Origin of the sequence: Peribacillus sp. NPDC101480 (genome assembly GCF_050277335.1) — a bacterium.
In the GTDB taxonomy this organism is placed as follows: domain Bacteria; phylum Bacillota; class Bacilli; order Bacillales; family DSM-1321; genus Peribacillus.
In genome coordinates, this window is the sequence record NZ_JBNNSB010000007.1 from 246,404 (window position 1) to 271,798 (window position 25,395).

The following is a 25,395-nucleotide window of genomic DNA, read 5'->3' on the forward strand; positions in this document are numbered from 1 at the left end:
GCAATCTATTTTCCTATTTATCCCTCTTTCTGTTTATTCTTCCATAATAGTGGAAAGTAATAAGAGGAAATACATATAAGAGAGTGAGGGAATTTATCATGAACTATAAACAAAAACTTATACTGCCTATGTGTACTGCCTTTTTACTGTATGGATGTAATTCAGCGAATGATTCAAATCAGGCCGATAATAATGCAGAGGACATGACTACAGTGGGACAAGGAACAGATGCAGAGGTTGATCCGCAGGTGAAAGCGGAAGTTAAAGATGTAGAAGGTAATACACTTGGGACGGTGAACTTTACCGCTGAAGAGAATTCTGTAGTGATCGAGACCGCTTTGGAGGGCCTTGAGCCAGGCTATCATGGATTTCATGTTCACGAAAACGCAGCATGTGAGGCGGATGCCAAGGAAGGCCCTTTCACTACAGCGGGAGGACACTTCAATCCAACTGACGAAACACATTCTAAGCATGCAGGTGATATGCCTCCTTTATATGTAAAAGAAGATGGGACAGCAAAATATACGGCAACATTGGATAACATGACAATAGACCAACTGAAGAAAGAAGAGCTGGCTGTAATCGTTCATGCGAATCCAGACAACTTTGCCAATATTCCTGACCGCTATGAAGCCAATGGAGAAAAAGGACCGGATGCAGATACTTTGAAAACTGGTGATGCAGGCGATAGGCAAGCTTGCGGGATTGTTGTAAGTGCAGAGGCAAAATAAAATTAATGAAGTAAGAGCGATTCCTCTAAAGAGGAATCGCTCTTTTCATTGAAGGTAGGACTACAGGCAGCTAAAATCTAAAAGCTGAAACCATTCTTTTTACGAATTAAGAAGGTTTTTTCTATTGTGATATAGAAGTAAGAATGTAAGTAATATTGCAAAAGAAGCAGTAGTATTAAAAAAGATCATAGTTAATTCTTGCAGTGGAATGAAGTCCAAGACATAGGTTTAATATAGAAAAATAAGGTTTGGTTTGAATCGATAAAAAAACCCGAACAGGGATCTTGTCCACTGATTCGGGTTTGCTAATATTATTTTGCCGTAATGGAATTATCGATTAGATGTAATCTCTCAGCCACTTCTTCTTCAGAAAGGTTATGCTCGACTACATAGCGATTACGCGGATGCACTCGGCATTCATGGGTACAGCTGCGCATATGTTTGTGTTCGTTCTCTTCGCTGCAAAGGATTTTCTTGTTGCATTCAGGATTAGCGCAATTGACATAGCGTTCACAAGGTTCGCCGGAATAAATATCGCGTCCGACAATGACATGTTCCTTTTGATTGATAGGTACGGCAATCCTTTCATCGAAAACATACATTTGGCCATCCCATAGTTCACCTTGGACTTCGGGATCCTTCCCGTATGTTGCGATGCCGCCATGCAGCTGGCTTACATCTTCAAAGCCTTCTTCGACAAGCCAGCCGGAGAATTTCTCACAGCGGATACCGCCGGTGCAATACGTTAGGATTTTTTTGCCTTCGAACATTTCTTTATTTTCCCGTACCCATTCCGGAAGTTCACGGAAATTCGTGATTTCTGGCTTGATTGCACCCCTGAAATGTCCTAAATCAAATTCATAGTCATTTCTGGCATCAAGGACGATGGTGTTTTCATCTTGCATTTGCTCGAAGAACTCCTTCGGGCTCAAGTATTTGCCAGTCGTCTGGTTCGGATTGATGTCGTCTTCCAAGCGAAGCGTTACAAGTTCATTGCGTGGACGAACATGCATTTTTTTGAAAGCATGGCCTTCAGCTTCATCTATTTTAAACACGATATCGGCAAAGCGGGGATCGCTTTTCATCATGTCCATATATTTGTCGGTTTGTTCGATCGTACCTGAAACTGTTCCGTTGATACCTTCTGAAGCCACCAAGATACGGCCTTTCAATTCAAGGGCTTTACATGCCGCAAGATGCTCGACTGCGAATTCTTCGTGATTCTCGATAGGTACATACAAATAATAAAGTAATACTCTATATGGTTTTGTTTCCATTTTTTATTTACCACCTATGTTTTATATTTGCAAGATATAAAGGGTGATCATTTAGACACTTTTCTCTTACAGATAATCATTATACCAAGAAAACGTAAAAATGATAAGGGCATGAAGAAAAATCAAGAGGAGTTGTATGGAATGTTGAAAGAGTTAATGAGATATCCAATCATTCAGGCACCGATGGCAGGAGGAGCTTCCACTCCGAAGCTTGCGGCTTCAGTATCCAATGCAGGAGGATTGGGCTTTCTCGCAGCTGGCTATAAGACTGCGGAAGAGATGAAGGACGAGATTGGGCAGACCCGTCAGTTGACTGAGCGCCCTTTTGGCGTGAATGTATTTGTGCCAGGCAACGAGGCGGTGGATGAAAATATATTATCTGGCTATCGTGAAAAGATCGAGAAAGAGGCCGAGAGCGTTGGGGCTGAGATTGGAAAAGCCGATAGTGATGACGATGATTGGGGAAATAAACTACATGTATTGAAGGAGGCTGGGGTCGCTGTCGTCAGTTTTACGTTTGGATGTCCTACGGAAGATGTAATAAGGGAGCTCCAAGATGTCGGTTCCCTTATAGCCGTGACAGTAACCAACCTTCAGGAAGCAAAAAAGGCGGCGGGAGCAGGCGCCGATGTTCTATGTGTACAGGGGTTTGAAGCAGGGGGGCACCGGGCCAGCTTTGATAACCGCACAGAAGATGATTATGGTCTTTTAGTATTGATACGGATGATAAAAGATGAACTGGACTTACCGATCATTGCCGCGGGCGGACTGATGCATGGAAAGGATATCGCGGCCGTGCTCGAAGCGGGAGCAACAGCGGCGCAATTGGGAACCGCTTTCCTTCGCTGTCCCGAAAGCGGGGCAAGTCCGGTCCATAAGGCGGCGCTGGGAAATCCACGATTTACTCAAACCTCTATTACCCGAGCCTTCAGCGGCCGGAGGGCACGCGGGTTGGTGAATCACTTTATAACGGAATATGATAGCGTTGCACCCGTCGCCTATCCTTTTGTCCATCACATGACAAAACAAATGCGAAAAGCGGCTGGACAAAAAAACAATCCTGAATTGATGGCTTTGTGGGCAGGACAGGGATATAAGTTGAGCAGGGAACTTCCTGCATCGGAATTGGTTGAACTTCTTGTAGAAGAATTAAACTGAGAAGGGTTTGGATGATGATGGAGATAAGGGAATTATTCAAGGATGAGCCACCCCCGATGCATTTATTGCTTTTGGCAGATCCTTCAAGGGAATTGGTCGAGGAATATTTGGAGAGCGGAACGTGCTTTGTTGCCGTGAGTGATAAGCGAATGATCGGTGTTTATGTTTTACTGCAAAAAGGCCCGGAACTGATAGAGATAATGAACATCGCAGTCGATGAACGGCACCATGGAAGGGGAATCGGCAGGCAATTGATTGAACACGCCAAAGGCCATGCCAGGGTACAGGGATATAAAATGATTGAAATCGGAACGGGGAATTCGGGGATAGGGCAGCTTGCCCTTTACCAAAAATGCGGTTTTAGAATCACTGGGGTCGATCGGGATTTTTTTAATAGAAACTATTCCGAGACCATTTATGAAAATGGGATTCAGTGCCAGGATATGATTCGCTTGTCACAAAGCTTAGACTAAGCAATGATCATCCAGTTTGACGGAAATGCTTTACAGACAAAAGTGCGCGTCGCATGCTAAGGAGGATTGAACTTGTTCTTTGGTGATATGATTATCTTCTTTTTGCTTTACTTATGCCGTTTTTATTTGCGATTGGCGTTTTCATATTCATTCGATCAACGAAAAGGCAAAAGGATTCTTTATCGAAAATTCGTAAAGACTCAGATGAAAAATAGCGCAAGAGAAAAAGAGTGCAAAACAACGGCACTCTTTTTCTCATTTTCACCTTTCCAAAAAAGCTTCCAAATTCCTTTTCACACTGGGCCATTCATGCTCAAGAATACTATAGACCACCGTGTTCCTGATCCTCCCATCTTGCAGTTTTTTCTCCATCCTCAAAATGCCTTCTTCAAGGGCGCCGAGCCTGGTTATTGCTGCACGCGATCTATTGTTGCATTCGTCAGTCCTGAATTCAACCCGTTTCATTTGCCACTTTTCAAAAGCATGCTGCAATAGCAGGTACTTACATTCTGTGTTAATGGCTGTTCGCCATTTGTCGGGATGATACCAAGTCGCGCCGATTTCCAGGGATTGATTATGAAAGTGAATATTTCTTAAGCTCGTGCTGCCTACTATCGAATCATCAGTCCGATCGATAACGACAAATGGATGATGAAGTTCCTGTTCCCTTGCTCGAATGCCTTCCTTTACATAGGAGATCGCCTCTTCATATGACAAAATTTTTGTTGCACTCCATTCCCATATTTCAGATGGCAGGGAAGCGGCGTAAAGCGGTTCGATATGACGTTCCAGCATCGGGGTGAGTATCACGTGTTTCCCGTATAATTCGATATGCTCCATAGTTTCCTCCTCTTGATTGATATCTTCATTATAAAAATATTCTGGTTCTGCAATAAGGACCAATGCTGATATAATTTATGGAACCAGTTTGAAGGAGGACCAAATGTTTGAAATCACTCTAACCTTAGATAAAACGAATAAAGAAGCCTTATATGTCCAATTGTATAAATACTTTATAAAGGAAATCCAGAATGGGCAAATCCAGGCCGGAATGAAACTGCCTTCTAAACGAAAACTGGCCTTGCATTTAGGGATAGGCCTGAATACAGTGGATACGGCTTATCAGCAGTTGATGGCAGAAGGATATGTGGAAAGTCAATTAAGGAAAGGTTATTACGTAGCCGATTTAGAACCGATCTCAGATATGAATGAGCCGTTGCCTGTAACAGAAGGGATGATGTGTCCTCCGAATGAAAGAAATGAGATAGATTACAACCATGGCCGGGTGGACGTGGATTCTTTCCCGCATGCCGTGTGGAAAAAATGCTTGAACAATACTTTGTATCTACAGGAAAGGGAAATGTTCATAAGCGGTGATCCTCAAGGGGAATGGGGGCTCAGGGCTGAGATTTCATCCTATCTATTTCAATCAAGAGGAGTTCGCTGCGGGGCTGATCAAATCATCATTGGAGCAGGTACCCAGTATTTCATCCATCTGCTGCGGTTACTTCTTGGAAATGAACGGGTATTTGGGTTGGAAGACCCTGGCTTTCATCGGGTAAGGGAGGTACTGAGGCTGGAGGGAGCGGATATGGCATACATACCCTTGGATGAAAGTGGAATGAGTGTGGACTCCTTGAAAGGGAGTGCAGCGAATGTTGCCTATGTCACTCCTTCCCATCAATTTCCTTCCGGTATGATCATGCCGATAACTAGACGGGTGGAATTGCTCAATTGGGCAGTGGAAAAAAAGGGTTATATTATTGAAGATGATTATGACGGGGAATTCCGACATGCCGGTAAACCGATTCCGTCCTTGCAGGGGTTGGACACCAATGGAAGGGTCATCTATTTAGGCACGTTTTCAAAGTCGCTCATCCCATCAATCAGGGTGGGATTTATGGTGTTACCCATGGAGTTGGCTTGCCGCTATCAGCAGAAGTTAATAGGATACAAACAGACCGTTTCCAGACTGATTCAGGAAACGCTCTGTCTTTTTATGAAAAATGGACATTGGGAACGCCATCTGAATAAAATGCGAACGATTTATCGAAAAAAGAATAAGGTGCTGCTGAGTGCCATTGAAGAGAGCTTCCATGATCGTGTAGCCGTAATCGGTGAAAAGTCAGGCTTGCACGTTCTTTTAAAAGTAGAAAACGGCAGCAGTGAGGCAGAGCTCATTCAAAAGGCTGCCAGTGTGGGGGTTAAAGTCCACCCAACATCGGTTTATCATTCAAAGAATGTGAAAGATCCGACTATTTTGATTGGGTACGGTGGTTTAACCGAAAGGGAAATCGAAGCAGGAATCCGACTTTTAAAAAAGGCATGGCTATAGCTTGGTGTGCAACAATGATATAAGATACCATTTTAGTTTCTTATATTATTGAGGATTTTAAGGACCGTCTGGAAAAATACTTCCTGTTCTTCTTCTGTAATGCCTTCCAGGGCTTTCCCTTCGATTTTTTCGGCAATCTTTAGACATTTTGTATGTACCTCTTTGCCCCGGGGGGTCAATTCGATTCGTTTTTCCTGTTCATCTTTTCCAGGAACTTGTTTAATCATATTATTCTGTTCCATACTGTTGACCGAACGTGTGATGATAACACTATCTACATCCAAGTAACTGCAAATATCGGGGATTGTGGAATAGCCACAGTTCTTTAAGTAATTCAGGATTGTCCACTGATTATGGTAAATTTCAAGTGCTGTAATTTGTTCATTCATTTTGCTTACTAATGATCTCGATACTTGTAAATATTGATGAAATAATTGAGTAGGGTTCGTCATATGATTCTCCTTTATAATGGTCGACCAATCCATTATATTCTTTAATTCTTAAAAGTCTATTGTAAAGAATCATTTATTTCAGTCAATGTTTATTTTTGGAAGCAAAGCGGGAAAGGGAAAAACACTGGCAATATGAATGAATTGAGGGAAAGCTCAGTCCTCCCAAATCATCAAAAAACTACGGGGAAGCATAAGCACATTCACAAGAAGAACCTTAATATATGATGGGAGATATTTTAGACTATAGGAAATTCGAGTTTGCCAACAGTTTATTTATGGTTTTTCCATTTGGGCGTTTATAACAGCACCAGGCACTCGCTTTCCTCGGCTTGCACCTGCGGGGTCTCCCTTGGACGCGCTTTTCCCGCAGGAGTCTCGACACCCGCTCCAATCAACTTTGTTATAACATTTAGTCAGAAACCATACCTGAGGAGTTGAAGGTGTTGCTTTGCGGGTCAGTTAGGCCCGGTACATCATTTAATTAAAAATACGTTTTCCGAACTCCTTTTGACTACTAACTGTAATATATGTTTTCCTTCAAATATTCTATTAGCAAGTACTAGTGGCGCAGAGAAAAGTCTATACGACACCTCACCTTGAAGCCTGAATGCAGTATATCCTGCAAACAAAACCCAGCCTCTAAAGTGGCTGGGTTTTGTTTAAAGCTTCTCGCTGGTGGAGCGGTGTTTTGTTTCTTTTTTATTTCTTTCTTCTTGTTGTTCATATTTAATTTCATCAATTGGTAAATCATCAATGGGCATGACCACTTGATCACGTTCCTGCTGTTTTTCCTGATTTTTCTTGAAGGCCTTGGATTTATCATTACGCTCCTCAAGATACTTTTCTTTATCTTTATTATCCAATGTCAATCCCTCCATCTCTTTGTATCCCTTTTTCCCCTTATTGAGAAAATAAAACGTATAAGCGAAATATATGTGATCCCATTTCATAAATATAAGGAGAACAGGAAAGTGCAAGGAGGGTTTGTTCAGTGAATTTCGCCGTCTTTTTTCGCTGGTTTTGGAGGGGGCTTCTCCTTTTAGTCATAGTAATCGTCATTCCCTATTCATGGGCTTTGATTTTAGCGTTGCTCACAGCCATTCTTTTGGATGGATTGGTCCGCATGATTGGTGAAACGGCAAAGCTGCATCGTTTTTGGGCAGTATTGATTTCATTTGTTTTATATGTAGGCGGGCTTATGAGCATCACTTATTTTTCCTTTTCGGTATTAATCAAGAAGGTCATTGTCTATTCGGAAGAATTTCCAGGTTTCATACGTGAAGTGTATTTGACGGCAATATTGCCAGTCATTAGGCAATGGGAAAGATATTCCCAAACTTTACCGCCAAATCTCATTCAATCAATAGAACAAACGATGGAAAAGGGAGTCATGGCTCTGGAGGGGTTCACAGAGGGCTTTGTTCAGGATATGGTTCAATTCGTTACACTCATTCCGGGTTTTTTCATTGACTTTTTAATTTACTTAATCGCTTTATTCTTATTTAGTCTTGAATTGCCAAAGTTAAGAAAAAAGGCAGTCCTTTATTTGAAGACATCCACCTATCAAAAGATTTCGCTAGTTTATCAAGATTTAAGTATGGCAGCCGTAGGCTTCATCAAGGCACAAATCACGTTGAGTTTAGTAACGTTCATCATGGCTTATGGAGGACTATGGTTGTTAGAAGTGAAGTATACGATTCCGTTGGCACTCTTAATAGTAGTTGTGGATATTCTTCCTATCTTGGGAACGGGATCTGTACTGGTTCCTTGGGCAGTTATCGTCTGGGCTCAAGGAAACCATCATCTAGGTATTGGCCTCATCATCCTATTCCTGGTCATTACCATCATAAGAAGGACAATCGAACCAAAAATCTATTCAGCAAATATGGGGTTGAGCCCATTGGCATCGTTGATCAGTCTTTACTTAGGGTTTAAGATGCTTGGCTTCATTGGGCTTTTCCTTGGACCTTCGATACTGATTGTTTATGATACGTTAAAGAGGGCAGGTGTCATCAAAACCAATTTCAAAATATGAAAGATTATTAGATGTTTTTTGCCTGATTTCTTAAATTTGACATATCTTTTACCGCTTTACCTTGACCGTTGCAATGATTGCAATCCCGGGAAAAGAATTGCAGAAAACGGGTTTTCCCTTTCCCTTTGCAGTGCTGGCAAATGGTTATGAGTTTCATGATTCCTCACTCCTTCAAAAAGTATCGCTTTTTTAACAGTATGAAACAATTAAGGTAGAACTATACTTCATGTAATCATTCAATGTTAAAAGCAGCAGGTTTTATATAATATGTATTTATTTTATTTCATGTACCAGTTGAAAAAAATAACCCCCGATCCTATTGTCTTTTAGGAACGGGGGTTATTATCATGAAACGATTTCGGTTTGTGATATGATCGGGAATTCTTTTACTTCGCTTACGACTTTTACTTGTTTATATATTTCAATATAACGAATATGGTGATCTTCCATTTCCTTTATCTTAAAGTTATAAGGACCGTAAGTCAGGATATCACCTTGTTTGGCCTCGTAATTCTCGGTAAGGATCCATCCGCCCATCGTATCAATATCTTCATCATTGATATCCAATCCAAGTAAGTCATTCACTTCGCTGACCAATACCTTGGCATCGATGATGTAGTGATCTTCTTTTAATTTACGGACATCGGGCACTTCATCCAGGTCGAACTCATCGCGGATATCGCCAACGATTTCTTCAAGGATATCTTCAACGGTCACCAACCCTGACGTACCGCCGTATTCGTCCATGAGGATAGCCATGTGAATCCGTTCCTTTTGCATTTTTAAAAGTAAATCGTGAATGGGGATACTGTCAATGACACGGATGATCGGACGAACATATCGGTCGATCGTTGACGCAGCCTGATTGTTCTTATCTATCATTTCAGTGAATAGCTCTTTGATATTGACCATTCCGATAACATGATCCTTATCACCGTCAATGACAGGATATCGTGTAAAGTTCTCTTCCGCCATAACAGTGAAAAACTGCTGAATCGTATCTTCTTTGGATACCGTTGCAATTTCTGTACGTGGAACCATGATTTCTTTTGCAATCCGATCATCGAATTCAAAAATTTTATTCACATATTTAAACTCTGATTGGTTAATTTCGCCACTTTTGTAGCTTTCGGAAACAATGATACGCAGCTCTTCTTCTGTATGAGCCAAATCATGTTCGGAAACTGCTTTTAATCCTAGCATTCTTGTAAGCGACCTTGCAGAGCCATTCAGTACCCAAATGAAAGGATACATGACTTTGTTAAAGGCAATTAAAGGTTTCGAAACCAATAATGTTACTTGCTCCGCTTTTTGAATCGCCAATGTTTTCGGTGCCAATTCTCCAACAACGACATGTATGAACGTAATGAAAGAAAAGGCAATTGCAACTGAGAGTAAATGTGAAGCCGACTCCGGAAGATTTAATTGATTTAAAAGTGGTCGCAAAATGTTTTCAACTGTCGGTTCCCCAAGGAATCCAAGCCCTAGAGCTGTAACGGTAATTCCGAGCTGACAAGTTGAGAGGTATTCATCCAGGTTGGAGATGACCTTCTTTGCTGAAATAGCATTCCTCGTTCCTTCTTCAATTAATTGATCGACCCTCGTGCTTCTCACTTTAACAATCGCAAACTCCGTAGCTACAAAAAATGCTGTTAAAGCAATTAAAATGGCAATAAGAACCAAGTTTATTATGTCCAAATAGTCTCCCTTAACTCGCCTTCGAGACGAATAAGGAGTACACCTCCTACATTTTTAAAATATACAAGTATATTTTTTTTTCCGTGCTGAATATTTTTGGGATTACTTCAAAATGGCTGTGGTAATAGATGTGCAGCCGCTTGAACTCCCATTTCTTTTAGTGATGAAGAGAATAATAGTATATGCCGATTAGCGATGCGTAGACGGGAAATAGAAGAATTTCTGTCTGAAGGAGTGCAGCCATTTTCCAAAAGGATGCACATATCCGTTACGCAAAGCAGCTTCCGTCCGTCAAAACGAACATTCTTTAATGCCCCATCAAATCACCTCATTCTAATTAATTTAAATACTTTCATTATAGAAAGAGTTAATCATTCAGTCAAACAGCTTACGGCACCTTAAATCCGGTAAATTGCTTGTAAAGGATCAGTTTGAGCTAATAATTAGCTGTTTTTGACTGTTTTCTCTACTTTATTGTAACATATTATAGAATATTCAGAAAACTAAGAGCCGTTTCATAAAAAATTCGTCAGTTACATTATTTTTTGGATGGTACAAACATATTCTATAGAAACCAAGACAAGTTTTAAATGAAGATTAAAGGGGGTTGCAGCCATGAAAATCATGGAAAGGATGGCAGCGATCATTGCTGGCAGCATGCTGGTAGGTGTGGGAATCAATTTTTTTCTGATACCTTATCATTTATTGGATGGTGGCATGATAGGGATTGGGCTGATTTTTCATTACTATATAGGACTTCCAACCGGACTGGGTGTGATTTTGAGCAGCATTCCATTATATATATATGCTTGGTATTTTGAAAAAAAATTATTTCTGAACAGCTTGCATGGCTTGCTTTTTTCCTCTTTATGCATCGACATTTTTTCCGACGCTGTCACAGGATGGAGTCTTCCCATTTATGTAAGTGCGATAATCGGGGGAGGGTTGATTGGACTTGGAATCGGCTTGATGCTTCGGTATGGGACTTCTACAGGCGGAACGGATATGCTGGCACAGATCCTATCCAGGAAAAGTGGGCTCAATGTAGGGCTGCTGATTTTTTTTATTGATGGATGCGTATTGCTTTGCGGATTAAGCGTTGTGGGGACTTCAATCTTTTTATATTCATTTTTAACGATCATCGCGGTAGCCATGCTGACTTCAGTCACCGTGATGCGGACGATTTAGTTTTGATTTATGTATAAAAATTTGAAAAATGGAAAGGATGGGCAATATGAAAGGACAGATTTTTAGTCTAATAAATAGTAAAGGGAAGTTCATATGAAAAAACTTTATATGTGTACTGCATTGTTAGTTATGCTAGCTGGGTGTCAAGAGGCTGAAATGCCAGAGGATAAAGAAGTGAACAGTGCTGTTCCAGAATCGATGGATGCATCTATTGTCATTAAAGGGAAAGTGGAGCCTGGAAAAGAAGTCATTCTTGAAACGACAGTGAAACAGGGAAGCCAATTGGTGAATGAAGCTGATGAGGTACTGTTTGAAGTGAGAAAGTCCGGACAGGATAAACGGGAAATGCTTGAAGCGAAGAATACTGGAAGTGGAATGTATCAAGTGATGCATACTTTTGAAGAACAAGGCAAATATATTGTAGTCTCACATGTAACGGCGAAAGGCCTTCATGTAATGCCTGAAAAAGAAGTTGTCGTTCCTGAACATGAAAGTGAAGGTGCATCGGTTCATCCTAGTACGGATGTATCCATCGAGTTTCAAAGTAACCCTGTAAAGGCAGGAAAAAGTTCAAACTTTGAAGCGACCGTTGAATTGAATGGGAAACCACTGACAAATGCAGATGTGAATTTCGAGGTCTGGAAGGAAGGCAGCGAAGAGAGTCATTTCACCAAAGCTGAAGAAGATGGAAATGGAACATATCTAAATAAGGTATCTTTCGAAGAATCGGGAACCTATAAGGTGCAGGTACATGTTGAAAAAGACGAAGTGCATGAACATCAACTGCAAACGATTCAAGTCAATTGATTGTTTTTTGATCCCATCGTTTAAACAGGTTTCATCTCTTCGTTAAATGGGAAGTTAAAGGATAACGGTACAGCAGAAAGGGAGGGTAAGCATGAATAATCAAAAAATCAACAAGTATAAAAATCTCGGGATTCATATCGAAAAAACGAAATCACGCCAGGAGATTTTCACTAATGTTTCACAAAATGATTCATCCTTACTCACCACAGCTGTTTTTTCTCAATTTTCCCAAAAACGGGAGCTAAAAGAATATTAATGCAATGAGACCGGAGTACATATCAGCTGGTCTTTTTTTTTGCATTCCAAAATGTGATGTATTGTGAAGCTGGTATGAAAAATCGAATAGAACCTCATGAGCTGAAATAGGATAGAAGGACAAACAATTTGAAATTAGCGGTAAGGGGAGTCCGATAGCATGATATCACAGCTTATTATGACAATATTGAATTGGTTTGCGGAAATGGGGTATATGGGGATTTTATTGGGGCTGATGGTTGAAATCATCCCGAGTGAGCTTGTTCTCGGATACGGTGGTTATGTCGTCGGCCTGGGGAAAATGAATTTTTGGGGAGCTGTTCTTGCAGGAGTGGCAGGCGGGACGATGGCACAGCTATTTCTCTATTGGGCTGGTTATTATGGAGGACGGCCCTTTCTCTTGAAGTATGGAAAATATATATTAATTAAAGAAAATCATATTGTACATGCTGAGGAATGGTTTCAAAGGTATGGCGTAGGCGTGATTTTTACGGCTCGGTTCATTCCAGTGGTTCGCCATGCCATTTCCATCCCTGCCGGAATTGCGAGGATGTCCATATGGAAGTTTATATTTTATACGGTTGCGGCTGTCATACCTTGGACCATCTTGTTTCTGACCTTAGGGCGGATCCTCGGCGAGAATTGGCAGCAAATCCGGGAAATAACGGAACCTTATCTCATTCCGGCTGCTGGTTTTTCCTTTATCTTTATCATGCTGTATATTCTATGGAAAAAAAAGAGTACACCTCCAATCGTAACTGTCAAAAAAATGGGACGGTTTCCCGATAAATGAACAATCGAAAAAACAGCCACGTAAAATCACCTTTTACGTGGCTGTTTTTAATCATTATCCTTGGGTAAGGTCTTCTTCCAGAGGAAGCTGAACGACCTTTTTTGTCACCTCGATAGAACGAATGGCGTGATCTTCCATTTCAATCACTTTAAAGCAGAAGCCGTCTTTTTCCATGATGTCCCCTACCTTCACATCATAATTTTCAGTAAGGACCCATCCGCCTATCGTATCGACATCATCTTCTTCTAAGTGAATGCCAAGTAAATCATTCACTTCCTTTACAAGAAGTTTAGAATCTAAAATATAATGGCCATCTTTAATTTTCCTGATCGAGGCAACTTCATCGATATCGAATTCATCACGAATTTCGCCAACGATTTCCTCGAGGATATCCTCGACTGTGACAAGTCCGGAAGTCCCGCCGTATTCATCCATCAAAATAGCCATATGAATGCGTTCTTTTTGCATTTTTAACAGCAAATCGTGAATCGGGATATTTTCCATTACCCGAATGATCGGACGAGCGTAATTTTCTATCGCTTTGATATGGATTTCCCGATTCTTTATAAGATCCGAGAAAACTTCCTTTAAGTTCACTAAGCCGATGACATGGTCTTTATCACCTTCGACAACAGGATATCGAGTGTATTTTTCCAATTTGGCGACATCGACGAATTCCTGAACCGTATCATCTTTGGATATGGTCATGATTTCCGTCCTAGGAACCATGATTTCTTTGGCAACACGATCATCGAATTCAAAGATGTTGTTTACATATTTAAATTCCGACTGGTTGATCTCTCCGCTTTTATAGCTATCTGATAGGATGAAACGCAATTCTTCTTCCGTATGGGCTATTTCGCTTTCGGATGCTGGCTTGAAGCCAAATAAACCGACAACTAATCGGGAAGAATGATTCAAGGCCCAGATGAAGGGAAAGGCTATCTTATGGAAAAATATCAGCGGGCTGGCAATTGCCAAGGCCACTTGCTCAGCCTTTTGGATGGCAACCGTCTTTGGAGCCAATTCACCTACAACCACATTCAGGAACGTAATCAGGGAAAATGAAATGACGAATGTCAGAATGCTTGTGACTTCTTGAGGGAAATTCAAGGCATTGAATAATGGACCAACCAATTTTAGGACGGTCGGCTGTCCAAGCCACCCCAATCCAAGGGCAGTAACGGTAATACCAAGCTGTGTCGCGGATAGGTACTCATCAAGATCGGATGTAACCTTCTTAGCCGCAATGGCTTTTTTATTTCCCTCTTCAATCAATTGATCGATCCTGGAGCTGCGAACCCTTATGATCGAAAATTCAGAAGCTACAAAAAAGGCCGTTAAAGCGATTAAAATAATGACGAATAATAAACTTAATATGTCCAATTAGTGTGGGACTTAATTGAATCGCAAAACGATTTAATTATCCCAGTCACCTCCCAAAACCAATAATGAATGAAATGATATTTAGTGTATAAAATGTTAGATGAAAAATAAGTCTTGTCTATCTTGTATGAAAATTATGCTGGTTTATATTTTCAATCTATAGGATCATTCACCTCGATTAGTAGTAGAACCTACCTATTAGTATAAGTAACTGGACGTCAATCAGTCAAAAATTTCACACTAAAAACCTAAGTAAAAAAGGTTGTTTATCCATTATTTAGTTTTCAATTGTATGGAAAAGGTCGTTAGGAAATCGGTAGAGTGACAGGTTAAGGTTCCATGATGCTTTAAGACGATTTCTTTACAGACGAATAATCCCAATCCCGTTCCCCTTTTTTTGGTGGTGATGAATGGTTCAAAAATATTCGGCAAAACATCGTCAGGTATCTTCGGCCCGTTGTTCGATATATTTAAAGTAAGAATGCCGGGTGGTGATTCAGAGCCTGAAATGTAAATGGATGGGGAAGGCATCCCTGCAACCACATCAAGAGCATTTAAAATAATATTAAGTAAAACCTGACGGAATTCTTCTTTAGAACCTGAAATTACGGCATCCTCGGCAATATTACATGTAATGGAAGCATTTACTTCCAAGATGCTTGGGTATAGAAATTCGATTACCTCATTCACAAGCTGAGCAATTGAAAATAGATCAGGAGGTGATGTTGAAGTTTCCTTTTTGGAAATATTAAGGAATTGTGTGATCCGGTAATTGAGCTGATCCAATTCCTTTGAAATGATATCAAGGTATTTTATTTCAGGCTGTTCTGCCTGTAACAATTGTATGAATCCCATGATGGAAGTCAGTGGATTTCTGAATTCATGGACAAAACTTGAGGTCATTTGGCCAAGTAGCGTCAAACGGTCTTTATGGTTTGGGCTTATGAATTGATAGCGTTCTTCAAGTTCCATCGTTTTCAATTCGGTATAATGGGATAATGCAAAATGAATGAGTTTATCGAAGCAAACGTTTATTTGCTTAATTAGATCCGATATTTCTACTTTGGGTGCTTCGGAATTCAATACGTGCTCAATGATGATGGATCTCCCGATGGTTGCAGTGGAAAAGAAATTTTCCATATCCAATTGCTTATTAACTCGTTCAGACGCAATTTTTTCCCCTACGACCTTCAGTACATCGCCTATTTCAGTATCCGATTTTCCAAGCTGATCCATTAGCAGATTAAAAATATTTTCCACTTCTCCTTTAAAATACCCTAGATATCCGTCAGGTAAATGCAGCAACTCATCTTTCCATTTGGAAATGATGCTGGTTTTTTGAGAAGATAAAAAGTGAATGGTCATTTCTCGATTAGATACCATTTTGCCCTCCATACTGTAGGAAAATGAATTTACTTTTGACCCAGAAAGTGCTTTATTAGAATAAAATTACAAAATATCAAAATAATTACATGTTGTTTTCATGATAACAGATTACTGTTCTTTTAACATGTGTCAATTGGATAAATATTCGGCAATCAATCAATAAATACCTTTTTTTGACACAGTTTTATTACAGTAATTACAGGAATTAATAACAAAAAAAGGTATCCGTAAAGTTAATGACGGTTACCTTTTTTATGAAATGCATATGGTTCGATATGAACGATCACATGCTGAATATTATATTCCTTCAAAAGATTCTCTTCGATTTTAACCGTAATATCATGACCTTGAATGACGGTCAAAAGGGGGTTAACGTGAACGGTAGTTTCGAGCAGGATTTCACTTCCGTGCATCCGGGCTTTAATTTCACTCATTTCTTTAACACCTTCTGTCAATATAATGGTTTTTCCGATCTTTTGCAGGAGCTGCTCGTCGAAACCGTCGGTTAAAGAGATGGAGGCATCACGAAAGATATCCCAGGCTGTTTTACAGATAATGATCCCCACGACTGCTGCAGCTATCGCATCCAGCCAAGGGATTCCCATCTTGGTGCCGATGATTCCAATGAAAGCACCAACACTGACAAGGGCATCGGATCGATTATCCTGTGCGACGGCATAGATGGAAGAGCTGTTGATCTTTTTACTTAGAGATAAGTTATAACGGTAGATTCCGTACATGAAGATTGCAGAGAATAGAGCTACATAGCCGGTCAGCATACTGGGAACGGTTGTTGAATCTTGGTGAAAGAAGGATTCAATGGCACTGAATACAACCTGGAGGCCCACGGTGATCATGATGAAGGCAGCTACCAACGAGGCTACGGTTTCCGCCCGTAAATGACCATATGAATGATTATCATCGGGAGGTCTCTTTGAAATTTTTAAACCGATCAATACGGCTATGGAAGCGATGATGTCAGTCGTATTATTTAAACCATCAGCCCAAAGCCCTTTGGAATCTCCAAAATAACCGAATGACAATTTAAGAGCAGACAAGAATATGTAAGCGGCGATGCTTATGTACGCGCCTTTTTCAGCTGAAATCGAATGTTTATCCATGTCCATTCCCTCCCCAATGTAAATTAGGCTTAATAAAGATACCAAATCAAACCTTAGTGAGTCTATAGAAAAATTGTCGTATTTAGCCATCTAACATGGTTAATGGCAGGTGTATTGAAGGTCTGTAAAGAAGTTGGATAAACGAAAGAATATCGCCATAAAATGGGAACGGCGATTTTTGATGATATGTGCATTTTCTTTAATTGTAATATTCTAACCGATGATCGAAAATTAAATACTTACAAAGGGGAGCCAAATGGGCTGAGAGTGAACAGTTCGAACTGGTGCAGGGATGTGGTTTTGGATACAAACAATACATGTATTACTGAAAAATCCAACAAAAAGTCCGGATTCTATAAGAAACCGGATTTTTTCGAAGTATTTAATAACTAGTGTGAACCGGCTCAATTTTCATTTTGCAATGAATACCGAACAGGGTGCGTTTTTCAAAATGGAACTACTTGTACTGCCAAGGAAGAACTTTTCCAAACCGCTTTTAGCGCTATTGCCGACTACGATAAGATCAGCTGAAGTTCTTGCTGCAAAGTCACATACGCTATCTGGCGCATATCCTTCCAATAGTTCGAATTTCCCCTTGACTTGACATTCACTTAACAATCTCAACGTATTACTTTCTGCGTTCTGAATACTATTCTCGATGGCGGAAGGGGTGTCATTTACCTTTTGATTTCGTGGCTGATCAACTTCAACAACAGGATGTGTCTGGACTGGATCTACATAAAATCCGGCAGCAGGTACGAACCATGGAGCAGAGGCGTCTCCCACGATACGCTGTTCAACTTTATCATTTAGGACATGAACTACGGTCAACTCGGCTTTTGGAAAGGCCTTTTTCAATGTTGCTCCATATTCGACAGCCCGTTTACTCTCTTCGTTTCCATCAAAAGCGACGACAATATGCTTTAAGTCCTTCATTAATATCATCTCTCCCCTTTTTAAGACCTTAAAGGTGTTATACCCACTTTTAAATGGCTTCACGCCTTTAATCTGTATATAGACTGCCATTTACGGGTAAAGGATAGATACGAGCATAGTTAAAATGGTAGGATGAAATCTGGTCCTTACAGTTAGTTGACATGTCAGACGATGAAGAAATATCATCAAGGGTGCCGATATCCGAGTATAGTGCTACATGAAAAGGGCGCCTAGCTTCGGCCTTTTATTCAATCGACGAGTTTTCTTTAATAAAAAGGGTAAAATATTTTTAATGAAACATGTCGCAGATGGGAAAATGGGGGTACAAATGAGAGGGTTAGTGAAATTAGGTCTAATTATAATATTGGTGATTGTGGTTTTAGGCGCCGGTTCACTGTTGTATTTCAGGCAGGGTGCTGATATAAGTCATCTTGAAAATAAGCTTCAGCAACCGACAGGGATCTATGATTTGGATGGGAATCTTGCTAGTACAATCACGGCAAATAAATCCGAAGGTGTTGCTATAGATGAAATACCGGAACATATGAAACAAGCGGTGGTTTCCATTGAGGATCACCGTTTTTATGAACATCACGGCATAGATTATCAAGGAATTATGCGGGCTTTGGTTAAAAATGCAAAGGCTGGAAGTGTTGTTGAAGGCGGGAGCACGCTCACCCAGCAGCTTGTGAAAATCACGATGCTGGAATCGGATCGAACACTGAAGAGGAAGATAGGAGAGTTTTTTCTAGCCCAGGAAGTTGAAAATCAGTATACAAAAGATGAAATACTGGAAATGTATTTGAATCAAGTTTATTTTGGCCATGGGGCATGGGGAATCAAAAAGGCTGCAAATATTTATTTTTCCAAAGAGGTCTCTGAATTGACCGTTGCCGAGGGCGCATTGCTGGCGGGAGTCATTAACTTGCCATCCAAACTTGATCCATACAAGAATTTAGACGGGGCAGTGAAGCGGCGCGATTTGGTTCTTTCGAGAATGGCGGAACATGGTTATTTGACGAAAGATGAAGAAGCAGCTGCAAAAAAAGATGCGGTGACACTTCTTATGGGGGAGAAGGAAACCGATCCATTAAGAGGTAAATATCCCTATTATGTCGATCATGTTTTATCGGAAGCATCGAGTAAATATGGAATTAAGCTTGAGGAGCTGCTTTCAAAGGGCTATAAAATTTACACGACTCTGGACCAATCCATGCAGCAGGCTACAGAAACCGTGTATGAGAATGCAGCCAATTTTCCAGTTGGAACGAGTACAGAAGAACTGGTTCAAAGCGGGTCTGTCCTCCTTGATCCTGAAACCGGCGGCATAAAAGCACTTGTCGGCGGGAGAGGTGAACATCAATTCATGGGATATAATCGGGCCACCCAGCTGACAAGGTCTCCTGGATCATCCATTAAACCGCTTGTCGTTTACACGCCAGCTGTTGAAGAGGGATATGATATCACTGCCCCTTTAAAGGATGAAAAAATGAGCTTCGGTGAATATGAGCCAACAAACCTGAGCGGTGAATATAAAGGAGAAGTCCCCATGTATGAAGCGGTGATGAATTCCTTGAATGTACCGACGGTTTGGCTATTGAATGAGATTGGCATCGATAAGGGGCTTGATTCACTTAATCGGTTTGGAATTCCATATGAAAAGGATGATCGAAACCTGTCGATCGCTTTAGGAGGGATGAAAAAAGGTGTGTCCCCGCTGCAGATGGCAGGAGCCTTTTCAGCTTTTGCCAACGAAGGGGAACGGATGGAGACCCATGCCATTGTAAGAATAGAAAATGCCGATGGAAAAGAGGTTGCCGCCTGGAAAGAGAAGAGCACCAAAGTGACCTCAGTAGGCGCCGTCGATAAAATGAATGCCATGCTGCTTGGAACAGTGGAATATGGCACAGCGAAAAACGCCGCAGTATCAGGTTATGAAATAGCAGGAAAAACAGGCTCCACACAAGTTCCCATCGAAGGAATATCAGGGGTTAAAGATCAATGGTTCATCGGTTATTCACCTTCGCTGGTCGGTGCTGTATGGGCTGGATATGATAAGACCGACGAAAATCATTATCTAACGACACACAGTAGTCAGGGAAGTGCACTCATCTTCCAAAAAATAATGGCGCAAGCTTTACAGAATCAAGCGGCTCAATCTTTTAAAGCTCAGGATATCGGACCGCTAATAGCTGAACAGCAGGCACTTATAGCTGAGCAACAGGAGAAGGAAGAAGAGGACAAAAGGAGACAATATTGGATTGATAAAGGAAATGAGATTAGGGAAGGTTTGAATAAATGGAGGGACTGGGAGGTTCCATGGTGATTCTCAGGTAAGGGAGTTTAAATAAAATTAACAAACTGAGACTGTCAATCATTTGACAGTCTCAGTTTGTCGACGAAAGGGAGCGGATTTAATACGTGGCTCCGGAGTCTGAATAATCCGTGAACGGCCGAATAAAAAACGGGTAAGGTCGAATAAATCCGAGAAGGGTCGAATAAAGAGCGGGTAAGGCCGAATAAATCTGTGAACCGCCCAAAAAAGCTCAGGATGAAATCAACTGGAACGTTTTTAAAATAAAAAAACTGCAGGCAAACTCGCGTTTGGCTACAGTTCTTCATTTATTTAAAAAATTAGATTTGCTATTATGCCGATTACGACAATTGCGCCTATCACCATTAAAATGGTTCTCATTTTTATACACCCTCTTCATAACGTAGTCGGAATCATTTAAATATTAACGGTTTGGTTCGATAGGAAACCGAATGAACATTCATCATTTTCTTTACAAATAGCCTGTACTTTTTCTAGCATGGCATGTACATTCTCGCCTTCAAGGATGACTTTCATGGTTGCACACTCTTGAAGAATGAGCACAAAGGATACGAAAGTCGAAAGTTTCTTGGCATCGACCAATTTATGGTTGCAGATAAAATATATATTCCCTTTAAATTCTTTTGTAACTTGATATAGGTTCATGATTTGTCGCATGGATAATCTTTTATTTGTTTTAATGTCAGAAGAAATCACTTTATTCATGTCGTTTGCTCCTTTTGTTTTTATACTTTTGGAAAAGCATAATCAAGATGTCAATTCGGCTACAACTTTTAAAAAATGAACAAGTATGTTTGGTCTTTTTTATGTAATTGTTAGCTGGTCATGTTGTATATTTACCCGGGTAAAAGATTTTGAAACCTATTTGAAAATTTGTATTTTTTGAAGGGAGAAGGAGAATGCTCACACTTATTAAAAATGGGGAGCTATATGGTCCGGAATATATGGGCCAAAAAGATATCCTCTTGGTTGGGAAGCAAATTGGATTCATCGAGGACAAGATTGAGGTACCTGACAATTTCGTTGAATTGGAGGTGATTGATGCGGATGGCCAAATCGTGGCTCCGGGTTTTATAGATGGTCACGTACATATTATCGGCGGAGGCGGGGAAGGCGGCTTTAAAACGAGGACTCCTGAAATCCAATTAACAGATGCCACTTTAGCGGGTATAACGACATTGGTAGGGGTCATCGGAACAGATGGAACGACAAGGACGATGCCCGCACTGCTTGCTAAAGCGAGGGCGCTTGAAGAAGAGGGAATTAGCTGCTTCGTTCAGACTGGTTCCTATCAAGTTCCAGTCAAGACGTTAACAGGTAAGATCGAAGATGATTTGATTCTTGTCGATAAAATTATCGGTGTTGGCGAGATAGCCATTGCCGATCATCGTTCCTCGCAGCCGACTGCAGCTGAGCTGGCTAAACTGGCCTCTCAGGCGCGTAATGGAGGTCTGCTGTCCGGGAAATGCGGTATCGTCAACATTCATGTCGGGGACAGTCTAGATCATTTGCATGTAATTGAGGAAGTTGTCGAGACAACGGAAATACCGATCACTCAGTTCTATCCTACACATATAAACCGAAATCCGCATTTATTCAATGCAGGGGTGGAATATGCAAAAAAAGGGGGGTATATCGATTTTACGACAAGTACGATCGAGAAGTTCCTTGAAGAAGGGGAGGTCAAAGCAAGTACAGCAATAAAAAGGGCACTGGAAGAAGGCGTTGAAATCGGGCAGATTACCATAACTTCAGATGGACAAGCCAGCCTGCCTGACTTCGATGGAAGCGGCAACCTGCGGGGTTTGAACATTGGTACATGCATGTCCTTATATGATTGTGTTGTCGATGCGGTCCTCGAGGATGGAGTGACAATTGCCGATGCCATACGAGTTGCGACGGCAAACCCGGCAAACATTTTAAAACTTTCTGCAAAGGGTCAGCTTGCGGTAGGTAAGGACGCCGATATTATCATAATGAAGAAACAAACTTTAGAAATAAATATTGTTATCGCGATGGGGCAAATCATGGTCAAGGATGGTGAAGCAGTCGTGAAAGGAACATTTGAAAAATAGATCTTTCTAATTTTGGGTGCTATTTCGGTGCGAGTTCTACCCCATTTATCCTTAATTGCAAAAAGGGGTAACATTGATCTAATTTCGGATTTCTGAAAGAGGGAATGTGTAATGATTTCCACTCCAGGCACTCACTTACCGCGGGCGGTCCGGGATCCTTCTCGGCGCTCGCCTGCGGGGTCTCCCTCGACGCGCTTTTTCCCGCAGGAGTCTCGAACACCCGCTCCAATCAACTGGAACTTCTTTTTTAAGAAATATTGTATGGAAACTGGCCCTTCTCCAATTCGTCTAGAGTCTGGCTGCTCCATCAATTTTTTTTGACAAAAGGAGTTTCGGATTTCTCGACCTGAACCAAGATTAAAAAGTAAACTCGATTATCCTTCATGTTTTTACTATAATCCTCATTGGATTTCAGAAATCAACTGGAATATTCCATTAGAAAAAAACGTATGCAACTGGATTTTTCCTTAAAGTTTGTATACAGTCTAAGACCCTTAATTATATAATGGGTCTTTTTTTGTGCTGGATACTTTTTGGATGAGGTCGTGAATAAATCGAGCATATCACAATTTGTAGATAATAAATGAAATTTACCCATTGAATGTTCTCATTTTCAAAATGAAGGTGAAGTATCAGAAAACATATTCTAAATAAAGGCAATATACGAAAAATTCATTCTATTTAACATATTATTAAAAACTTGGATGTATTATCCTTTTATATAAGGAAATGTATTTTATGAAACAGCATTTAATCACAGACATAGAGACCAATAAAACATTTTGGGCTGTTATTTCATGACTGTTCAAAACCTTGGTAAGTTTGCGAATCAAATCTATCTTAAGGGGAGAAATGAAATGGAAAAGACGGGAAACCCAATAATGAAAGCGCATTCAGATGGAACTGATCCGGAAATGTTTCGTGTATTGACTCCTGAAGGGGAAATCATTGAAACGATTGATGGAAAAATCGATAAATCACTTATGTTAAAGATGTATGAGAGCATGCTCCTGCTCAGAACATTTGACCGAAAATCAATTAATCTTCAGCGCCAAGGCAGGATTGGGACATATGCACCATTCGAAGGACAGGAAGCATCACAGGTAGGAAGCGCTTTAGCATTGTCGGCAGGGGATTGGATGTTTCCCACATACCGTGATCATGGAGCTGCAATCATTCATGGTCAGGAATTATACCGTGTCTTCCTATACTGGATGGCACATTTTGACGGCTCAATTTGTCCAGAGGGAAAAAGGATTATGCCTCCAAGTGTTCCCATTGCCACTCAAATGGTTCATGCAGTTGGTACGGCTTGGGCAAGTAAGCTTAAAGGCGAACAGAATGTTAGCATTGCTTATTTTGGTGATGGTGCCACTTCAGAAGGGGACTTTCATGAGGCACTGAATTTTGCTGGCGTTTATAAAACCCCGACAATCTTTTTCTGCCAAAATAATGGCTACGCAATCAGTGTACCTTTTGAAAAGCAATCGGCATCCAAAACGATATCCCAGCGGGCTGCTGCTTATGACATCCATGGGGTGCGGGTGGATGGAAATGATATTTTTGCAGTATGGATGACTGTAAAAGATGCTGTCGAAAGAGCGCTTAAAGGGGAAGGGCCTACATTGATTGAAGCCATTACCTTTCGCTATGGCGCCCATACTACTGCAGACAATCCGAACATATATCGCGATCAGGACGAAATTTCAACGTTCTGGAGGGAAAACCGCGATCCCATAACACGTCTTAGAAAGTATTTGGATAAAGAGGGTCACTGGAATGAAGAGCAGGAGGAATTGGTGATAAAACAATTCAACGAACTGATCGATGCTCACCTTCAAAGAGCAGAAGGGTATCCAAAATCCGACCCGCTCGAAATGTTTAACCATGTATATGCAAAGGAGTCATGGCATCTAAAGGAACAGAAGCAGGAATTGAATCAAATCTTAAGGAAAGGCGGGAAGAAATAATGGGCAAAAATTTAACGATGCTCCAGGCTATTACGGAAGCGCTGGACCAAATGCTGGGTCATGATGATCGCGTGATGATCTTGGGTGAGGATATTGGAGTTAATGGCGGGGTTTTTCGGTCAACGGAAGGGCTTTATGAGAAGTATGGAAAAGATCGAGTTGTCGATACGCCATTAGCTGAATCTGGAATCATCGGCTCTGCCATTGGTTTAGCCCTTAACGGAATGCTGCCCATAGTGGAGATCCAGTTTCTCGCCTTTATTTATCCTGGATTCGAGCAACTCGTTTCCCATGCTGCCCGTATGAGGTATCGTACCCGTGGGCAATTTGGGGTGCCCCTCGTAATCCGTACTCCATATGGTGCCGGAATCAGGGGTCCTGAACTTCATTCCGAAAGTGTCGAAACCTTCTTTGCCCATACTCCGGGTTTAAAGGTGGTTGCACCCAGTAATCCATATGACGCAAAAGGGCTGCTCATTTCAGCGCTCGAAGATCCAGATCCGGTGATTTTTTTGGAACCGACTAAATTGTATCGGGCCTTTAAGGAAGAAGTTCCCGACGAAATGTACCGAATACCCATCGGTCAAGCAAAAGTGGTCCAGGAGGGAAGCGACCTGACCATTTTTGCATGGGGGGCCATGTTAAGGGAGGCATTGAATGCCGCGAAAAAGATTGAAGCGGAAAAAGGCTGGAAATGTGAAGTGGTCGATCTTAGAACTTTATACCCCCTGGATAGGGATACGATCGTGCAATCCATTAAAAAGACAGGTCGTGCATTAATCGTCCATGAAGCCCATAAGACTGCCGGATTAGGTGCGGAGATCATCTCCATCATTAATGATGAAGCTCTTATTTACCTAAAAGCGCCGATTAAGCGTGTAACTGGATTTGATGTTCCGGTTCCGCCGTTTACAATAGAAGATCATTATTTACCGACTGTTGACCGTGTAAAACAAGGAATAGTCGAAACGATATCATTTTAAT

General features: G+C 41.0%; 23 protein-coding genes. 13 read left to right on the forward strand and 10 right to left on the reverse strand.

Annotated features, from left to right (window positions below; all coding sequences use genetic code 11):
- The first annotated feature begins 98 nt into the window (after positions 1 to 98).
- Positions 99 to 731: a superoxide dismutase family protein gene (locus ACQKMF_RS22035; protein ID WP_427574967.1), complete on the forward strand. Its 633-nt coding sequence runs from the start codon at positions 99 to 101 to the stop codon at positions 729 to 731.
- Positions 732 to 1,042: 311 nt separating this feature from the next.
- Here the strand turns inward: ACQKMF_RS22035 and ACQKMF_RS22040 are convergent, their stop codons facing one another.
- Positions 1,043 to 2,008, reverse strand: coding sequence for a rhodanese-related sulfurtransferase (locus ACQKMF_RS22040; RefSeq protein WP_402941094.1), 966 nt, complete (start codon positions 2,006 to 2,008; stop codon positions 1,043 to 1,045).
- A 141-nt stretch (positions 2,009 to 2,149) separates the two neighbouring features.
- On the opposite strand from ACQKMF_RS22040, the gene ACQKMF_RS22045 reads away from it, so the two are divergent.
- Positions 2,150 to 3,166: a nitronate monooxygenase gene (locus tag ACQKMF_RS22045; protein ID WP_402941097.1), complete on the forward strand. Its 1,017-nt coding sequence runs from the start codon at positions 2,150 to 2,152 to the stop codon at positions 3,164 to 3,166.
- A gap of 17 nt (positions 3,167 to 3,183) precedes the next feature.
- Positions 3,184 to 3,639 carry a GNAT family N-acetyltransferase gene (locus tag ACQKMF_RS22050; protein ID WP_427575042.1) on the forward strand — a complete coding sequence of 152 codons (456 nt, stop codon included), beginning with the start codon at positions 3,184 to 3,186 and terminating at the stop codon, positions 3,637 to 3,639.
- A 261-nt stretch (positions 3,640 to 3,900) separates the two neighbouring features.
- On the opposite strand, the gene ACQKMF_RS22055 is transcribed toward ACQKMF_RS22050, so the two are convergent.
- The gene (locus ACQKMF_RS22055) at positions 3,901 to 4,479 is read right to left on the reverse strand and encodes a GNAT family N-acetyltransferase (protein WP_101224245.1); all 579 of its coding nucleotides are present in this window, start codon (positions 4,477 to 4,479) and stop codon (positions 3,901 to 3,903) included.
- Between the two features lie 103 nt (positions 4,480 to 4,582).
- Here ACQKMF_RS22055 and ACQKMF_RS22060 point away from each other — a divergent pair, with 103 nt between their 5' ends.
- The gene (locus tag ACQKMF_RS22060; RefSeq protein ID WP_427574970.1) at positions 4,583 to 5,974 is read left to right on the forward strand and encodes a PLP-dependent aminotransferase family protein; all 1,392 of its coding nucleotides are present in this window, start codon (positions 4,583 to 4,585) and stop codon (positions 5,972 to 5,974) included.
- 32 nt (positions 5,975 to 6,006) lie between these two features.
- On the opposite strand, the gene ACQKMF_RS22065 is transcribed toward ACQKMF_RS22060, so the two are convergent.
- Both ACQKMF_RS22065 and ACQKMF_RS22070 read right to left on the reverse strand, forming a co-directional pair.
- A complete protein-coding gene (locus ACQKMF_RS22065) occupies positions 6,007 to 6,426 on the reverse strand; it encodes a MarR family winged helix-turn-helix transcriptional regulator (RefSeq protein WP_034314851.1) in 420 nt (139 codons plus the stop codon).
- A 659-nt stretch (positions 6,427 to 7,085) separates the two neighbouring features.
- Positions 7,086 to 7,289 carry a hypothetical protein gene (locus tag ACQKMF_RS22070; RefSeq protein ID WP_427574972.1) on the reverse strand — a complete coding sequence of 68 codons (204 nt, stop codon included), beginning with the start codon at positions 7,287 to 7,289 and terminating at the stop codon, positions 7,086 to 7,088.
- Between the two features lie 128 nt (positions 7,290 to 7,417).
- On the opposite strand from ACQKMF_RS22070, the gene ytvI reads away from it, so the two are divergent.
- On the forward strand, positions 7,418 to 8,461 hold the full coding sequence (gene ytvI, locus ACQKMF_RS22075; protein ID WP_402941109.1) for a sporulation integral membrane protein YtvI: 1,044 nt from the start codon (positions 7,418 to 7,420) through the stop codon (positions 8,459 to 8,461).
- 345 nt (positions 8,462 to 8,806) lie between these two features.
- On the opposite strand, the gene ACQKMF_RS22080 is transcribed toward ytvI, so the two are convergent.
- Complete coding sequence (locus tag ACQKMF_RS22080; RefSeq protein WP_101224242.1) at positions 8,807 to 10,159, reverse strand: hemolysin family protein; 1,353 nt, start codon at positions 10,157 to 10,159, stop codon at positions 8,807 to 8,809.
- Positions 10,160 to 10,774: 615 nt separating this feature from the next.
- Here ACQKMF_RS22080 and ACQKMF_RS22085 point away from each other — a divergent pair.
- The 4 genes from ACQKMF_RS22085 to ACQKMF_RS22100 all read left to right on the forward strand — a co-directional run bounded on the left by ACQKMF_RS22085 (position 10,775) and on the right by ACQKMF_RS22100 (position 13,202).
- Positions 10,775 to 11,347, forward strand: a complete 573-nt coding sequence (locus tag ACQKMF_RS22085; RefSeq protein WP_311735918.1) for a YitT family protein — start codon at positions 10,775 to 10,777, stop codon at positions 11,345 to 11,347.
- Positions 11,348 to 11,440: 93 nt separating this feature from the next.
- Positions 11,441 to 12,154: a FixH family protein gene (locus tag ACQKMF_RS22090; protein ID WP_101224241.1), complete on the forward strand. Its 714-nt coding sequence runs from the start codon at positions 11,441 to 11,443 to the stop codon at positions 12,152 to 12,154.
- 91 nt (positions 12,155 to 12,245) lie between these two features.
- Entirely contained in the window at positions 12,246 to 12,410 is a 165-nt protein-coding gene (locus ACQKMF_RS22095) for a hypothetical protein (protein WP_157831095.1), read from the forward strand.
- A 162-nt stretch (positions 12,411 to 12,572) separates the two neighbouring features.
- A complete protein-coding gene (locus ACQKMF_RS22100) occupies positions 12,573 to 13,202 on the forward strand; it encodes a DedA family protein (RefSeq protein WP_427575044.1) in 630 nt (209 codons plus the stop codon).
- Positions 13,203 to 13,256: 54 nt separating this feature from the next.
- Here ACQKMF_RS22100 and ACQKMF_RS22105 read toward each other — a convergent pair whose 3' ends face one another.
- The 4 genes from ACQKMF_RS22105 to ACQKMF_RS22120 form a co-directional block, all read right to left on the reverse strand.
- A complete protein-coding gene (locus ACQKMF_RS22105) occupies positions 13,257 to 14,588 on the reverse strand; it encodes a hemolysin family protein (protein WP_427574976.1) in 1,332 nt (443 codons plus the stop codon).
- Positions 14,589 to 14,861: 273 nt separating this feature from the next.
- Positions 14,862 to 15,971 carry a histidine kinase N-terminal domain-containing protein gene (locus ACQKMF_RS22110; RefSeq protein WP_230177300.1) on the reverse strand — a complete coding sequence of 370 codons (1,110 nt, stop codon included), beginning with the start codon at positions 15,969 to 15,971 and terminating at the stop codon, positions 14,862 to 14,864.
- A gap of 236 nt (positions 15,972 to 16,207) precedes the next feature.
- Entirely contained in the window at positions 16,208 to 17,095 is an 888-nt protein-coding gene (locus ACQKMF_RS22115; protein ID WP_402941120.1) for a cation diffusion facilitator family transporter, read from the reverse strand.
- A gap of 411 nt (positions 17,096 to 17,506) precedes the next feature.
- Positions 17,507 to 18,031 (reverse strand): universal stress protein, encoded by a 525-nt coding sequence (locus ACQKMF_RS22120; RefSeq protein WP_427574979.1) that lies wholly within the window; start codon positions 18,029 to 18,031, stop codon positions 17,507 to 17,509.
- A 292-nt stretch (positions 18,032 to 18,323) separates the two neighbouring features.
- On the opposite strand from ACQKMF_RS22120, the gene ACQKMF_RS22125 reads away from it, so the two are divergent.
- Positions 18,324 to 20,357 (forward strand): transglycosylase domain-containing protein, encoded by a 2,034-nt coding sequence (locus ACQKMF_RS22125; protein WP_427574981.1) that lies wholly within the window; start codon positions 18,324 to 18,326, stop codon positions 20,355 to 20,357.
- Positions 20,358 to 20,762: 405 nt separating this feature from the next.
- Here the strand turns inward: ACQKMF_RS22125 and ACQKMF_RS22130 are convergent, their stop codons facing one another.
- Positions 20,763 to 21,071 (reverse strand): hypothetical protein, encoded by a 309-nt coding sequence (locus ACQKMF_RS22130; protein WP_427574983.1) that lies wholly within the window; start codon positions 21,069 to 21,071, stop codon positions 20,763 to 20,765.
- A 194-nt stretch (positions 21,072 to 21,265) separates the two neighbouring features.
- Between ACQKMF_RS22130 and iadA the strand changes: the two genes are divergently transcribed.
- The 3 genes from iadA (at position 21,266) to ACQKMF_RS22145 (ending at position 25,394) form a co-directional block, all read left to right on the forward strand.
- On the forward strand, positions 21,266 to 22,441 hold the full coding sequence (gene iadA, locus ACQKMF_RS22135; protein WP_427574985.1) for a beta-aspartyl-peptidase: 1,176 nt from the start codon (positions 21,266 to 21,268) through the stop codon (positions 22,439 to 22,441).
- 857 nt (positions 22,442 to 23,298) lie between these two features.
- A complete protein-coding gene (gene pdhA / locus ACQKMF_RS22140) occupies positions 23,299 to 24,411 on the forward strand; it encodes a pyruvate dehydrogenase (acetyl-transferring) E1 component subunit alpha (RefSeq protein ID WP_402941131.1) in 1,113 nt (370 codons plus the stop codon).
- Entirely contained in the window at positions 24,411 to 25,394 is a 984-nt protein-coding gene (locus tag ACQKMF_RS22145; protein ID WP_101224443.1) for an alpha-ketoacid dehydrogenase subunit beta, read from the forward strand. Before pdhA ends, ACQKMF_RS22145 begins: the two co-directional genes overlap by 1 nt.
- Position 25,395: the final 1 nt, after the last annotated feature.